Source organism: Vibrio sp. EA2, assembly GCF_033042495.1.
Lineage (GTDB): Bacteria > Pseudomonadota > Gammaproteobacteria > Enterobacterales > Vibrionaceae > Vibrio.
In genome coordinates, this window is the sequence record NZ_JAWLID010000002.1 from 233,815 (window position 1) to 248,290 (window position 14,476).

The window sequence follows — 14,476 nt, forward strand, 5'->3', positions numbered from 1 at the left end:
GCTCCCGGAGGAGCCTTTTATATATCCAGAAATTAGATTAGGAAATCATCCAGTGATTTGCCTGCATCAAGCTGCTCTTGGATTGCAGAAGGTGTACGACCTTGGCCTGTCCATGTTTTTTCCTGGCCATTATTGTCCGTGTACTTGTATTTTGCAGGGCGAGGAGCACGCTTAGCTTTTGTTTTAGTCTTAGTTTCACCTGATAGCGCATTAATAAGAGCTTCAACGTCAATTCCGTCTTGAGCAATTTTTTCTGCGATTTCAGCTAATTTAGCTTCCTGCTCAGCTTGTGCTGCGCGTTCTGCTTCTTCCGCTTCTTTACGTTCCGCTACAACAGTAGACAATTTATCTAGAGCTTCTTCCAATTGTTCAAGAGTCAGCTCACGAGAAAACGCACGAAGGCTACGGATATTGAGAAGTGTTTTAGTCAGCTCAGACATAACGATTCCTATTAATAGGTTAATGTGTTTGGCACCGTTTATCGCTACGATCAAATAATGCCATGCTACAAATAAATAGTAAGTCCTTATATTTAACTTTATCTTTTACTTATGTGCAAATACTAAATCATGATTTCGTTTAATTTTGGGAACTTTTTTTAGAGAAACTAATATTATTATTGAGAATTAAAACTTATAAGATGGAAATTCAAGTTTGATCGCATAATTCTAATGACAGAAGTTGGCTAATGACTTTTATTAAGCGCTTAGATTTTTTCACACCTTCATAAAGAAACCTCAGCTGTGTATTCGCATCATATTTACCTTATTTATCAGTATTACAGAAATCATGGTAATAGGGTGTAGTAATAAGGTTTCATAGAAAGCGTAATTTAAGTGATGTCAGTTGCACAATAATGATTTGGGTAACATCGGAGTGGGTTAACACTACAAGTTGGTTTAACTGAGTTTTATCGTTTTAATTTAGTTTGATGTGTTGCATTGGCTCTCATCATAAGTACAATAGCGCCACCTGATGCAATATTGCAGATAAATTGTTGCCAATTTGTAAGATTGGTGGACAATTGTTTCTTATTGCCGTAGAGGCGCAGTCGCGATGAGTAGCTATTATTGGGGTGATACCAATGAATAATAGTGGAAGGCGAAGATTGCCGAAGCAAGTAATCCATCAAAATTGCTTGTTGGGGTTGTATCCGAAAGGAACAACACTGCCATAGTATATTTACATTAAACTATGGAGCGCTACTGTAGGGTTGGGTGGAGTGTTCGCTTCCCTGTCGCTAAGTTCAACATGAGTACGTTTTAAGAGAAACGTAACTTGTCTGCAGTAGATCTCTAGCCAAACTTTGGTTTTTGAAGATCATGAATTTAATAGATTTTTCTAGTTCTCCCGTTTCATTATTGCCGCCGCTTGTCGCTTTGACATTGGCGATCTTGACTCGACGTGTATTAATTTCTCTCGGTGTGGGTGTCGTACTTGGTTCGGTGCTACTAAATAGTTGGTCACTTGGTGATACCGCTAGCTATGTTGGTACTCAAGTCTCTTCTGTCTTTGTTGAAGACGGTGGCCTTAACACCTGGAATATGAGTATTGTTGGCTTCCTAATCTTATTGGGAATGACAACGGCGTTATTGACACTATCCGGTGGCACTCGAGCATTTGCTGAGTGGGCACAATCTCGTGTTAAAAGTAAGCGTGGTTCTAAACTTCTCGCTGCCTTTTTAGGGGTATTCATCTTTGTCGACGATTACTTTAACAGCCTAGCGGTTGGCGCGATTTCTCGCCCTGTTACTGATCGCTTCTATGTTTCTCGCGCTAAGCTGGCCTACATTCTGGATTCAACTGCGGCTCCGATGTGTGTGATTATGCCTGCATCTAGCTGGGGTGCTTATATTATTACCATTATTGGTGGCATCTTAGTGTCGCATGGTATTACTGAGTACTCGGCTCTGGGAGCATACGTTCGTTTGATTCCTATGAACTTCTATGCGGTATTCGCCTTACTGATGGTGTTTGCGGTTGCGTGGTTCGGTCTGGATGTCGGTAAGATGCGTGATCATGAAATCTCGGCGTCTCAAGGTCGTGGCTTTGATAAAGATAAAGAGAATGATGCGCCTGAAGCTCATGAAATTAACGAAGAACTTGATATTCGCGAGAGCGAGAAAGGCCAGGTATCAGACTTAGTTCTGCCAATTGTAACGCTGATTGTGGCGACTATTGCGGCGATGATGTACACCGGTGGTCAAGCGTTGGCTGCGGATGGTAAAGCGTTCGCACTATTGGGCGCATTTGAGAATACCGATGTAGGTATGTCTCTGATTTACGGTAGCTTGCTTGGCTTGGCAGTTGGTTTATTTACTGTGCTCAAGCAGGGTATTCCAATGGTTGAGATCATCCGTACGCTTTGGATTGGCGCGAAATCAATGTTCGGCGCGATTCTGATTCTGGTATTTGCCTGGACGATCGGTTCTGTTATCGGTGACATGAAAACAGGTTCTTACCTGTCAACGTTGGCACAAGGCAATATTGACCCGCACTGGCTGCCAGTGATTCTGTTCCTACTCTCTGGTTTGATGGCATTCTCAACAGGTACATCTTGGGGTACATTCGGTATCATGTTGCCAATCGCGGGTGATATGGCAGGTGCAACGGATCTCGCGCTTATGCTGCCTATGTTGAGCGCAGTACTTGCTGGTGCGGTATTTGGTGACCACTGTTCTCCAATCTCAGACACGACGATTCTGTCGTCAACAGGTGCTCGTTGTAATCATATTGACCACGTGTCTACACAGTTGCCTTACGCGCTTTCTGTGGCACTTGTGTCTTGTGTTGGCTTCATCACTTTGGGCATGACGGCGTCTATCGCTATCTCGTTTGCTGCCGCAGCAATGACTTTTGTGGTTGTATGTGGAGTATTGTCTTGGTTGTCTAAATCTAAGATGGCGTCTTATCAAAACGTTTAATGAGTTTTGATTGATTTGTAAAAGAGGAAGCTCCGCTAGTAATAGCGGAGCTTTTTTTTGAAACGCGATTTAGGTGAGGGGGGCAATCGCGTTTTTTGGGGTTAATTATTATTCAGGGAATGGTTCTGGACAGCCATAGTCATACGGGATAACTTCTAGCTCATCATTATTGTTGTAGTCGTTTAGGATTTCTTGCACGTTTACTGCTCTTTGCGGATCAATAGGAGCATTTGTCCATGCAGATACTGCGGTATCAATAATGTACTGAACTGATTGCCAGTTCCCTTCGAACATTAGCTGAGCAGCATAGTCCCCATCAAGGCGATGTCGTACATTCAGTATGAAGGCCAACAATTGTTGAGCTAATTGCTCACGATGGAAATAAGCGTCAGCATCACTATTACTACCAACCAAGAACTCCGAGACTTCTCCAACATCATTAAATGGTTCTAAACCGGAGTAGTCAGATGGCGTATGGTAAGGAACTAATCCGTTAACATATGAAATATCACTTGGGGTTATTTCTAAGATACCATTTGGGTTGTGCCAGTAACCCTTCGTATCAAAGTCAACTGGAGGAGGTGTACACATATTGTGGAATACAAAAGGCGAATCTGAACTTAGATTGTCAGAACGCTGGGTAACAACACCCTCAATAAGAGGTAACCCATTACTATCGTAACTTAGTACCGATTCTACTAAGAATTCAACGAAAGTTGTTTCAGAAGTCACTTTCCAGTCAGAGTGCATTCCCTCTGTTTTTTCCTTCACTACATACGGTGCAAGTGTTCCATAGCTGTCAGGTTTGACATTCGGTAGCATAGCGAAGAAGGACACACAGCCATCGGCTTTTGTGTTCTTAGTGACAGTTCGATCGATAACTTCATGTAAGAAATCGTCTTCTTCCATGATCCCTGCAGCTTTTAATTTAGGCTCGATAACTTCGCGAAGAGAGTCAAGTAGTTCTCCTGTAATATTGTCAGGTAGAGGCACACTCTCAGGAATATGTAAAATCATAGGCCAGTTTTCGACATAAGGTTCGCCTTCATCATGTGCTCCATCCATATTTAAGTCTTTTGACTTACATACTTCTATAGTGGCAAAACCTGTACTACCAAATCCAACCACAAGAATTGGTTCGTCTACCTCTATACCAGGTACATTAACAAAGCTTGTTGGAACAAACCCTTTATCATCGTCATAAATACCATCATTATCTTCATCAATACCATCATCGGCTAATTCAAGCGCGTCACGTTTTACTAGCTCGTCCGAAAGGTTGTTAGGGTCAAGGTAGCAAGCAAGAGGTGATACAAACTCTTTATGTGAGTATGCAAGTTCGTGTAGCTTGCCGTAATCCCTTAAATCAGCAAATGTTGTGAAGTGAGAGAATGGTTTATTCAAAGCAGAAGCTTCATCACTTGCAAACCACATTAACTGGTCAACTAGCCAAAATAAGTTGGCTCTTTCAGTAACACTGAAAGTGACGGGAATCTGATCACCAGTGTCGGGCTCAGAAATGGTACGATAAATGCCTCGTAGCTCTTCTAGTGGGTCTGGCTCGGTAACACCGAAGTCCCAGTTAGAAATCAGTTCATCTCCGTTGCTAGGGTCATAGGTACAGTTCAAGTTTCTATCATGGAAAGCTCGTAAGCCGATTTGATAATCCACTGTAGGCTGGCCCAAATTAGCTTTGAAGTTATCGGTTTTAGAGTTACGTGGAATAAAACCAAAGAAGCCATTACAGTTTTCACCAGTTTCATCAACGTAAATGTCAGTGCCTTCACAAGCTTCTACTACACTTTTTGCAGTAGATACCCATGCTTTATAAACGCCACCTGGGTTGGGTGTATTTGCAAACGGGAACAGTTGGATTGTTTGTCCATCAGGCATCTCTGACGGGTCTACACCTACATAATCACTTCCAAGCTGGTGCTTACAATCTATCTCTATGACTTGGGTTTCGATTTTACCGCGAATTTTTACTTCTTGGATCTTGGTGTACGAGTCGTTGACAAAGGACACACCGCCATTGCCATCAAAGTAAAAACGACGACATGCAAGTGGCTCGGCTTCAAAACTGTTTGCGCTTGTCTTAGGACCTTTACGTTTGCTTTCTCCTTCACAAGTACCACCATTGCTTCCTGCGCTGTCTGGAACACTGGATAACAAACACTTGCCTGATGGATCGGTGACCTGGAAATAGTACTCTCCTGCAGGCAACGCCGCAGCGTGTCCAGGTGCATTTGGCCCTGGGCCGCCATCTAAAAAGACTTCTTCTTTAGATTCGTAGCGGACATTCTCATTAACGATACCGCCGTCTGGAGTTGTCGTAAAAATCGCGCCATCTAGTCTAGCTAACGCTGGTGCTGTAAACATCATAGCTAGTGAAGACATCGCAAGAGAGGTTGTCCATATCTTGGATGATAGCTTGTTGATAGTCATTTTCTGCTCCTGTGTCATCGTGTTTAATGACTAAGGAGTAGGGAGCAAAGAGCATGCCTGTTTTAACTTATTGATTTATAAAGACCAAAAGTTGAGTGTTTAAGCTAAAAATTATAAGTGGATGATAATAGGAGGGTTTGCTGTTACACAGTGTCACGTTACAGCTGTACAGTCTTAAACACTCAAATTGTATTTTTTAATTAGACGATAGAGTGTCGTTCTGGATATACCAAGATCGCGTGCGGCCGCACTCATGTTGTGTTTATTCTCTTCGATGGCTTGAAGTAAATAATCGAGATCAATTTGATCGGCTGATGGAAGGAGCTGTCGTTCATTACAATCGAGTCCTAAATCATCCACTAACAAAGTGTTGTCTTCACACATGACAATCGCCCGCTGGATTACATTGCGGAGTTCGCGTACGTTACCTGGCCAGCGATGCTTGAGGAGCATCTCTTCGACTTCGGCAGACATATTGTTTACTTGTCCGCCGGATAAGCTATTTAGAAAATGCTCTGAAAGCATAACAATGTCGCGACCTCTTTTTCTTAGAGGAGGGATAGTCAGCGGCAATATATTGAGTCTGTAGAATAAATCCTCTCGGAACTCACCCTGAACGACTTCACTTTTCAAATCTACATGGCTGGCAGCAATCACACGACAATCCACATCGATAAACTTATCAGCACCGACTTTATGTATCTGTTTACTTTCTAAAAAATGTAATAAGTGAATTTGAAGATCGGGAGGCATGTCTCCAATCTCATCTAAGAATAAAGTGCCTTTATGAGCCTTCTGAATAAAACCGATACGATCAGCAATAGCACCTGTAAACGCGCCTTTTTCATGACCAAAAAGTTCTGAGGCAATAAGGCCGCTCGGAATCGCACCACAGTTTACCTCAATAAATGGCCATTCTCGTCTTCTCGACAACTGATGAATCAGACGGGCGCACAAGCCCTTGCCCACACCAGTTTCTCCCTGAATGAGCACTTCTGCATCGCATCGAGCGTATTTTTTAATTGCATTACGAAGTTCTTGGATACATGCGCTATTACCGATTAATGGATATAAATCGGCATCGCTGAAATCCACAACTTTGTTAGCACTATTGTTATGCAGTTTCATCATAAATCACTATTTTTGCCCCAATAAAATAATAGTTTTTAATTAGTTGCTTGAAGACGAGTTATTGTCTTTTTATTGAGAAAAGTGTTAATTGCTAGTGGTGGAAAATGCTAACTGGCTGTTTATAGAAAAATTAATAAATTCAACGTAATTTGCTAGGACACCGGTTGAATAGCGTCTTTTTTCACTGTTTTTTAGTACAGCCTAGGTAAATAAAAATCAAATAAAAACAATGATATAGAAAATAATGTTAGAAAAGGTAAAATTTAGTGTTGAAAAAATCAGAATCCTTAGTTAGTGTGTTTACCAACAGAGCAACGAACCAGAGTCGTAAATAAGTATGCGCAATTTTGTAATGAACATTCATCACCATCATCACCCAATCTAGTCTTTCGGGAGATGTGCGCATACCCGGGAGACAGGAAACTCCCGGAGGTTAAAATCAAAGAAATTCAGATTTAAAACCCTCGGGAGATAACATTCTTCCGAGGGTTTTTTCGTTTTTGGTTTAAAAAATAGTTAGTTTTCAATATCTTGTACAGGGACATAGCAATGCAATCACAACGCTTAAGAATCGCAATTCAGAAAAAAGGTCGTCTTAGCAAAGAGAGTCAAGCTCTACTTAAACAGTGCGGCGTGAAGTTTAACCTAATGGGTGAGCGTTTAGTGGTTCATTCAGAAAATATGCCAATTGATTTGCTACTCGTACGTGATGACGATATTCCAGGTCTGGTTATGGATGGTGTTGTTGACTTAGGTTTCATTGGTGAAAACGAACTTGAAGAAGTGCGTCTAGACCGTAAAGTGCAAGGTGAGCCGTGCGAATTTGTTCAGCTTCGTCGTCTTGATTTTGGTGGTTGTCGTCTATCTATCGCCATCGATAAGGATGAACAATACAATGGCCCTCAAGATTTAGCAGGTAAACGCATCGCAACAACCTACCCACACCTGCTTAAAGCATACATGGATGAAGCGGGTGTACCGTTCTCAGCTTGTATGTTGACAGGTTCTGTAGAAGTCGCGCCACGTGCTGGCCTGGCTGATGCCATTGCCGACTTAGTTTCAACAGGTGCAACACTAGAAGCAAACGGTCTTAAAGAAGCCGAAGTTATCTTTAAATCGAAAGCGACGCTTATTCAACGCATGGGTGAATTTGATGCGGATAAGACGGCACTGATCAATAAGCTACTTACTCGCATGCAGGGTGTTCAGCAAGCAAAAGAGTCAAAATACATCATGCTACACGCGCCAGCAGAGAAGCTGGAACAAATTAAAGCGCTACTACCGGGTGCCGAAGACCCAACTGTATTACCATTATCAGCAGACAAACAAAAAATGGCGGTTCACTTGGTGAGCTCTGAGAATCTGTTCTGGGAAACCATGGAGCAGTTAAAAGAGCTGGGTGCGAGTTCAATTCTCGTACTACCAATTGAAAAAATGATGGAGTAAGGGTCATGAGAACAGTTGTTTGGCAATCACTGAGTGAAAATCAACAAGATTCAATTTTAGAGCGCCCAGCTATCACAGAAGGCGCAAATATTACCGCTGCGGTTGCAGAGGTTATCGCGAAAGTGCGTAGTGAAGGTGATGCTGCACTTGTTGAACTCACGGAAAAGTTTGACCGAGTAAAGCCAGATTCAATTCGTGTGTCTGCGAATGAAATTGATGCTGCTGCTGATCGTCTGTCTGAGAAGATGAAAAGCGCACTGAATCAAGCTTACGAAAATATTGCTAAGTTCCACAAAGCGCAGAAGCCTCAGCCAATTAAAGTTGAGACTCAACCAGGCGTAATGTGTGAGCAAGTGACTCGTCCAATTCAAAAGGTGGGTCTGTACATCCCTGGTGGTAGTGCACCATTGCCATCGACTGTTTTGATGCTTGGTGTTCCGGCTAAAATTGCCGGATGTCGTAAAGTCGTATTGTGTTCTCCTCCGCCAATTGCGGATGAAATCCTCTACGTGGCGAAACTTTGTGGTATTGATGAAGTTTACAACGTTGGTGGTGGTCAGGCTGTAGCTGCGATGGCCTACGGAACTGAGACCGTGTCGAAGGTTGATAAAATCTTTGGTCCGGGTAACGCCTACGTGACAGAAGCAAAACGCCAGGTAAGTAATGATTTCCGTGGTGCGGCGATCGATATGCCGGCCGGACCATCTGAAGTTTTGGTTTTAGCAGATGAAACGGCGGACGCTGACTTTATCGCCGCTGACCTGCTTAGCCAGGCAGAGCACGGACCTGATTCTCAAGTCGTACTTGTCACTCCGTCAGAGATCATCGCTGATCAGGTAACAGACGCAGTACAACGTCAATTGAAACAACTGTCGCGTGCGGACATTGCTCAAAAAGCGCTAGCATCAAGTTTAATCATTATTTCTGAGTCCCTGACTCAAGCGGTTTCGATCTCTAACTACTACGGCCCTGAGCACTTAATCGTGCAAACCAAAAATCCACGTGAGTTGTTGCCATTGCTTGATAACGCGGGCTCTATTTTCTTGGGGGATTGGTCGCCTGAGTCTGCTGGTGACTATGCCTCTGGTACGAACCACGTGCTTCCGACTTACGGATACACTCGTACTTACTCTAGCCTTGGCTTAGCAGATTTCTCGAAGCGCATGACGGTTCAAGAGCTCTCTGCGGAAGGCTTGAAAAACCTGGCTCCTACGGTTGTCACTATGGCGGAAGCGGAAGGCCTGGATGCACACAAGCGTGCGGTAACGATTCGTGTAGAAAAACTGGCAGCGAAGTAAGAAGGAAATATTGAGATGGAAAAGCTAGCGCGTAAACAAGTCCAGGAATTAACTCCTTACTTATCCGCTCGCCGTATTGGCGGTACGGGTGATGTTTGGCTGAATGCAAACGAATCACCATTTGATAATGAATACAAAACCGATTTTGCTCGTCTTAACCGATACAGCGAGTGTCAGCCAAAAGAACTGATTGCGGCATACGCGGCTTATGCTGGCGTAAAACCAGAGCAGACACTGACGTCTCGTGGTGCTGATGAAGGTATTGAGCTGCTCGTTCGTGCTTTTTGTGAGCCTGGCGAAGATGCCATTCTTTACTGTCCACCAACTTACGGTATGTACTCAATCAGTGCAGAAACGATTGGTGTCGAGCGTAAGACCGTTCCACTGACTTCTGATTGGCAACTGGATTTAGCAGGCATTGAAGCGAATCTCGATAACGTGAAGCTGGTATTTGTTTGCTCTCCGAATAACCCAACCGGTAACTTGGTTAAGCGCGAAGACATCGTCTCGCTGCTTGAGATGACCAAAGATCGTGCAATCGTGGTGATGGATGAAGCGTACATCGATTTCTGTCCAGAAGCCTCAACCGTCGATTTGCTGGAACAATACCCGAACTTAGCGATTCTTCGTACCTTATCCAAAGCCTTTGCGCTTGCTGGTCTGCGCTGTGGATTTACGCTTGCAAATGAAGAGCTGATTAATGTACTTCTTAAAGTTATCGCCCCTTATCCGGTACCTGTTCCAGTTGCAGATATTGCATTGCAAGCATTATCGGAAGCCGGTTTGGCTCGCGCTAAGTTTCAGGTTCTGGACTTAAACGCCAACCGTGCTTACCTGCAAGTTGGCTTGTCTATGATACCGGGCCTCGAAGTATACGAAGGGTGGGGGAACTATTTGCTGGTGAAATTCCCAGATGGTGATGCCCTGTTTAAAGCTGCATGGGATACCGGCATTATTTTACGTAATTCACCGATTGAAAACTGTGTGCGCATCAGTGTCGGCAATCGTGAAGAGTGCGAAAAAACACTTGGATTTATCAGAAACTACTATTCGTAAAGCTGTAAAGTCATAAAGTTATTTTGCTCTCACAATAGAGTGGGAGCCAACCAAGATTAGCAATAAGGATGTTCTAGTGAGCAAACAACAAAAAATCCTTTTTATTGACCGTGATGGCACACTGATCGTTGAGCCGCCGATTGATTTCCAAGTAGACCGCCTCGATAAGTTGCAGTTAGAACCATACGTGATCCCAAGCCTGCTTGCGTTACAGGATGCAGGTTACCGTTTAGTGATGGTGACCAACCAGGATGGTTTGGGTACAGACAGCTACCCGCAAGAAGACTTTGATGCGCCTCACAACATGATGATGGAGATTTTCGAATCTCAAGGCGTAAAGTTTGATGACGTTCTGATCTGTCCACACTTTGACGAAGATAATTGCTCTTGCCGTAAGCCTAAGCTCGGCATGGTGAAAGAATACCTTCAGGGCGGCAAAGTGGACTTCCAGAATTCGGTTGTGATTGGCGACCGCGCGACAGACCTTCAACTTGCGGAAAACATGGCGATTCGCGGTATTCAATATAACCCAGAGACCATGGGTTGGAAGCAAATCCTAAAAGATCTGACGGTGAAAGCTCGTGTTGCTGAAGTTATTCGTACCACCAAAGAAACGGATATCAAAGTAGCCGTTAACCTTGATGAACAAGGTGGTAATCAAATCTCAACAGGCATGGGATTCTTTGATCACATGCTTGATCAAATCGCAACCCACGGCGGTTTCCAGCTTGTATGTAAGGTAGAAGGCGATCTTCACATTGATGATCACCACACCGTAGAAGATACGGCACTGGCACTTGGTCAGGCACTGAAAGAAGCCCTGGGTGATAAACGCGGTATTGGCCGTTTTGGTTTTAGCTTACCGATGGATGAGTGCCTTGCACAATGTGCGTTAGATTTATCGGGTCGCCCATACTTGAAATTCGATGCGAAGTTTGGCCGCGAGCAAGTCGGAGACCTATCTACCGAGATGGTTGTGCACTTCTTCCGCTCTTTAACGGATACATTAGCATGTACTCTGCACCTGTCTTCTGCTGGCGACAATGATCACCACATCATTGAAAGCTTGTTTAAAGCCTTTGGCCGAACGTTGCGTCAGGCGATCAAAGTAGAAGGTAACGAGCTGCCAAGTAGTAAAGGCGTTCTTTAAGGACATTCCTTAGAGTATTGATAGGAGATGAGTACAGTGACAGAACAGAAAGTTGTGATTATTGATACTGGCTGTGCCAACGTTTCTTCGGTGAGATTCGCCATCGAGCGCCTTGGCTACACAGTAACCGTTTCAAAAGACCCTCAAGTTGTCTTGTCGGCGGATAAACTTTTCTTGCCAGGTGTCGGTACCGCAAGTGAAGCGATGAAAAACCTGGAAGAGCGAGATCTCATCGAGCTGGTTAAAAAGGTCGAGAAGCCGCTTCTTGGGATTTGTCTGGGCATGCAACTACTCGGCAAGGTTTCTCAAGAGAAAGGCCAAAAAGCCGATGAATTAGTTGAATGTCTTGGTCTTTGTGAGGGCGAAGTAAAGTTGCTTCAAACCGGTGATTTACCACTGCCTCACATGGGTTGGAATACCGTATCAGCTAAACCGGGTAACCCATTATTTAAAGACATCGAAGAGGGTGAGTACTTCTACTTTGTCCACAGCTTTGCAATGCCAGTTGGTGATTACACTATCGCTGAGTGTAATTACGGCAATCCGTTCACCGCTGCGGTACAGAGCGGCAATTACTATGGTGTGCAATTCCACCCAGAGCGTTCTTCAAAAGCGGGCGCGAAGCTTATTCAAAACTTCTTAGAATTATAAAAAGGAATTTAGTGTGATTATTCCAGCTCTTGACTTAATCGAAGGACAGGTGGTTCGCCTTTACCAAGGTGATTACGGACAAGTAACCGAATACAAAGTGGATCCAGCAGAGCAGTTCAACTTGTACCATCAGGCTGGTGCAAATTGGTTGCACTTGGTCGACTTAACAGGTGCAAAAGATACGTCTGCACGACAGCTCGATCTGATTGCAAAATTACTGGCAAGCACACCAGCAAACATCCAGATTGGTGGTGGTGTTCGCGTTGAACAGGACGTTGTGGATCTGCTAGAAGCAGGCGCTCAGCGTGTCGTAGTAGGCTCTACAGCCGTTAAACAGCCAGAGTTAGTAAAAGGCTGGATGGAAAAATACGGCGCAGAGAAGATCGTTCTGGCTTTAGATATCAACATCGACCAGGATGGCACTCGTAAAGTGGCGATTTCTGGTTGGCAGGAAGACTCTGGTGTCACGATAGAAGCGCTTATCGATGACTACCTAACAGTAGGGCTCAAGCATGTTCTGTGTACAGATATCTCTCGTGACGGCACGCTAGAAGGGTCAAACGTTGATCTGTACGTGGATCTTTGCAAGCAGTACCCACAAGTTCAATTTCAATCGTCAGGTGGTATCGGCTCACTGGCGGATATAGAAGCGTTGAAAGGCAGCGGAGTGGCCGGTGTCATTGTTGGCCGCGCGTTGCTTGATGGTAAGTTCACAGCAGAGGAGGCATTCACATGTTGGCAAAGCGAATAATCCCATGTCTTGATGTGCGTGATGGTCAGGTGGTCAAAGGGGTTCAATTCCGCAACCATGAAATCATCGGTGACATCGTTCCTCTTGCACAGCGCTACGCAGAAGAAGGCGCGGACGAACTGGTATTTTACGATATTACGGCATCGAGCGATGGACGTGTGGTTGATAAAAGCTGGGTGAAGCGCGTAGCCGAAGTTATCGATATTCCTTTCTGTGTTGCTGGCGGCATTAAGTCGGCAGAAGATGCCGCGCGCATTTTGGAGTTTGGTGCCGATAAGGTTTCCATTAACTCTCCGGCTCTAGCGGATCCACAGTTGATTACTGATCTGGCTGATAAGTTTGGTGTTCAATGCATTGTTGTCGGCATCGACTCATACTACGACAAGGACACAGGAAAATATCAGGTGTTCCAGTTTACCGGTGATGAAGAGCGTACCAAAGCAACACAATGGGAAACGCGTGACTGGGTTCAGGAAGTGCAAAAGCGCGGTGCGGGTGAAATCGTACTGAATATGATGAACCAAGATGGCGTCCGCAATGGCTACGACATTGAGCAGCTCAACATGGTACGTGAAGTGTGTAAAGTGCCTCTGATTGCTTCAGGTGGTGCTGGTGCGATGGAACACTTTGCAGAAGCTTACCAAAAAGCGAATGTTGACGGCGCATTAGCAGCGTCAGTATTCCACAAACAAGTCATCAATATTGGCGAGTTGAAACAGTATTTAAAACAACAAGGTATAGAGGTACGAGTATGAGTTTTGCAGCCGCCGAAGTAAGTTCGCTACAAGAGCGAATCAACTGGGAGAAGGTGGATGGTCTGGTACCTGCTATTGTTCAGGACTTCCAGTCCAGCCAAGTACTGATGATGGGTTACATGAACCAGGACGCACTGGTAAAAACGGGTGAAACAGGTCAGGTGACGTTTTTCTCTCGTACCAAAGAGCGTTTGTGGACGAAAGGGGAAACCTCGGGCAACGTTCTACAACTGGTGAACATCTCACTTGATTGTGACAACGATACTTTGCTGGTTAAGGTGAACCCGATTGGTCCAACTTGCCACACTGGCACCACAACGTGCTGGGATGGGGATGCGCAAGAAGAGTCGCAAATGGTGTGGCTTCATCAACTTGAGCAGCTATTGGCTGCCCGCAAGGACGGCGACCCAGAGTCCTCTTACACAGCCAGCCTTTATGCCCGTGGCACCAAGCGTATTTCGCAGAAAGTGGGCGAAGAAGGCGTTGAAGTCGCGCTTGCGGCAACGTCGGGTGACAAGGCGGAACTAGTATGCGAATCGGCAGATCTGATTTATCACTTGCTGGTTCTACTGCAAGACCAAGGCTTGTCGATGAACGACGTAGTGAATAAGCTTAAAGAACGTCATAAGTAAAAAAAAGGGTCTAGGATCTAGGGGACTAGGTCCTAGGTTTTCTCGCTATGAATTGATTGGAAAACAACAAGTTTTGTGTTTGTTGTTTTGGGAATACAGAGCGCTTCGCTTACGGAATACGGAAATTTGCCGCCCAATTAGGTCATCCTGGACAGCGACGAAGGAGCGTGATTCAGGATCTACTATCCGAGTTTGCTTTTATTAAAGGTGCTTGCTTTGGTTTACGTACCTACTGTT

12 protein-coding genes, 1 riboswitch and 1 other annotated feature are annotated in these 14,476 nt (G+C 44.6%); of the genes, 9 read left to right on the plus strand and 3 right to left on the minus strand.

The window, feature by feature from the left end; genetic code table 11:
- Window positions 1–32 precede the first annotated feature (32 nt).
- Window positions 33–440, minus strand: a complete 408-nt coding sequence (locus RXX31_RS05405; protein ID WP_317588074.1) for an H-NS family nucleoid-associated regulatory protein — start codon at window positions 438–440, stop codon at window positions 33–35.
- 592 nt (window positions 441–1,032) lie between these two features.
- Window positions 1,033–1,213, plus strand: a riboswitch (Lysine riboswitch).
- Window positions 1,214–1,322: 109 nt separating this feature from the next.
- On the opposite strand from RXX31_RS05405, the gene tet(35) reads away from it, so the two are divergent.
- On the plus strand, window positions 1,323–2,924 hold the full coding sequence (gene tet(35) / locus RXX31_RS05410; protein ID WP_317588075.1) for a tetracycline efflux Na+/H+ antiporter family transporter Tet(35): 1,602 nt from the start codon (window positions 1,323–1,325) through the stop codon (window positions 2,922–2,924).
- Window positions 2,925–3,032: 108 nt separating this feature from the next.
- Here the strand turns inward: tet(35) and RXX31_RS05415 are convergent, their stop codons facing one another.
- Both RXX31_RS05415 and RXX31_RS05420 read right to left on the minus strand, forming a co-directional pair.
- Window positions 3,033–5,369: a hypothetical protein gene (locus RXX31_RS05415; RefSeq protein ID WP_317588076.1), complete on the minus strand. Its 2,337-nt coding sequence runs from the start codon at window positions 5,367–5,369 to the stop codon at window positions 3,033–3,035.
- A 174-nt stretch (window positions 5,370–5,543) separates the two neighbouring features.
- Complete coding sequence (locus RXX31_RS05420) at window positions 5,544–6,497, minus strand: sigma-54 dependent transcriptional regulator (protein ID WP_317588077.1); 954 nt, start codon at window positions 6,495–6,497, stop codon at window positions 5,544–5,546.
- A gap of 363 nt (window positions 6,498–6,860) precedes the next feature.
- Window positions 6,861–6,998, plus strand: a sequence feature (His leader region).
- A gap of 51 nt (window positions 6,999–7,049) precedes the next feature.
- On the opposite strand from RXX31_RS05420, the gene hisG reads away from it, so the two are divergent.
- The 8 genes from hisG to hisIE all read left to right on the plus strand — a co-directional run bounded on the left by hisG (window position 7,050) and on the right by hisIE (window position 14,239).
- Window positions 7,050–7,946, plus strand: a complete 897-nt coding sequence (hisG, locus tag RXX31_RS05425) for an ATP phosphoribosyltransferase (RefSeq protein ID WP_317588078.1) — start codon at window positions 7,050–7,052, stop codon at window positions 7,944–7,946.
- Window positions 7,947–7,951: 5 nt separating this feature from the next.
- Window positions 7,952–9,244: a histidinol dehydrogenase gene (hisD, locus tag RXX31_RS05430; protein WP_317588079.1), complete on the plus strand. Its 1,293-nt coding sequence runs from the start codon at window positions 7,952–7,954 to the stop codon at window positions 9,242–9,244.
- Between the two features lie 15 nt (window positions 9,245–9,259).
- Complete coding sequence (gene hisC, locus RXX31_RS05435; RefSeq protein ID WP_317588080.1) at window positions 9,260–10,300, plus strand: histidinol-phosphate transaminase; 1,041 nt, start codon at window positions 9,260–9,262, stop codon at window positions 10,298–10,300.
- Window positions 10,301–10,376: 76 nt separating this feature from the next.
- Entirely contained in the window at window positions 10,377–11,450 is a 1,074-nt protein-coding gene (hisB, locus tag RXX31_RS05440; RefSeq protein WP_317588081.1) for a bifunctional histidinol-phosphatase/imidazoleglycerol-phosphate dehydratase HisB, read from the plus strand.
- A gap of 36 nt (window positions 11,451–11,486) precedes the next feature.
- Complete coding sequence (hisH, locus tag RXX31_RS05445; RefSeq protein ID WP_317588082.1) at window positions 11,487–12,101, plus strand: imidazole glycerol phosphate synthase subunit HisH; 615 nt, start codon at window positions 11,487–11,489, stop codon at window positions 12,099–12,101.
- Between the two features lie 13 nt (window positions 12,102–12,114).
- Window positions 12,115–12,852 carry a 1-(5-phosphoribosyl)-5-[(5-phosphoribosylamino)methylideneamino]imidazole-4-carboxamide isomerase gene (gene hisA / locus RXX31_RS05450; protein WP_118118170.1) on the plus strand — a complete coding sequence of 246 codons (738 nt, stop codon included), beginning with the start codon at window positions 12,115–12,117 and terminating at the stop codon, window positions 12,850–12,852.
- Window positions 12,834–13,607, plus strand: a complete 774-nt coding sequence (gene hisF / locus RXX31_RS05455; RefSeq protein WP_317588083.1) for an imidazole glycerol phosphate synthase subunit HisF — start codon at window positions 12,834–12,836, stop codon at window positions 13,605–13,607. Before hisA ends, hisF begins: the two co-directional genes overlap by 19 nt.
- The gene (gene hisIE, locus RXX31_RS05460; RefSeq protein WP_317588084.1) at window positions 13,604–14,239 is read left to right on the plus strand and encodes a bifunctional phosphoribosyl-AMP cyclohydrolase/phosphoribosyl-ATP diphosphatase HisIE; all 636 of its coding nucleotides are present in this window, start codon (window positions 13,604–13,606) and stop codon (window positions 14,237–14,239) included. Before hisF ends, hisIE begins: the two co-directional genes overlap by 4 nt.
- Window positions 14,240–14,476 lie beyond the last annotated feature (237 nt).

Excerpts from the sequence above, each read along its gene's own strand:
- hisC (WP_317588080.1), top strand. The coding sequence starts at position 9,260 with ATGGAAAAGCTAGCGCGTAAACAAGTCCAGGAATTAACTCCTTACTTA.
- hisF (WP_317588083.1), top strand. The coding sequence starts at position 12,834 with ATGTTGGCAAAGCGAATAATCCCATGTCTTGATGTGCGTGATGGTCAG.
- hisG (WP_317588078.1), top strand. The coding sequence starts at position 7,050 with ATGCAATCACAACGCTTAAGAATCGCAATTCAGAAAAAAGGTCGTCTT.
- RXX31_RS05415 (WP_317588076.1), bottom strand. The coding sequence starts at position 5,369 with ATGACTATCAACAAGCTATCATCCAAGATATGGACAACCTCTCTTGCG.
- hisIE (WP_317588084.1), top strand. The coding sequence starts at position 13,604 with ATGAGTTTTGCAGCCGCCGAAGTAAGTTCGCTACAAGAGCGAATCAAC.
- RXX31_RS05420 (WP_317588077.1), bottom strand. The coding sequence starts at position 6,497 with ATGAAACTGCATAACAATAGTGCTAACAAAGTTGTGGATTTCAGCGAT.
- RXX31_RS05405 (WP_317588074.1), bottom strand. The coding sequence starts at position 440 with ATGTCTGAGCTGACTAAAACACTTCTCAATATCCGTAGCCTTCGTGCG.
- hisD (WP_317588079.1), top strand. The coding sequence starts at position 7,952 with ATGAGAACAGTTGTTTGGCAATCACTGAGTGAAAATCAACAAGATTCA.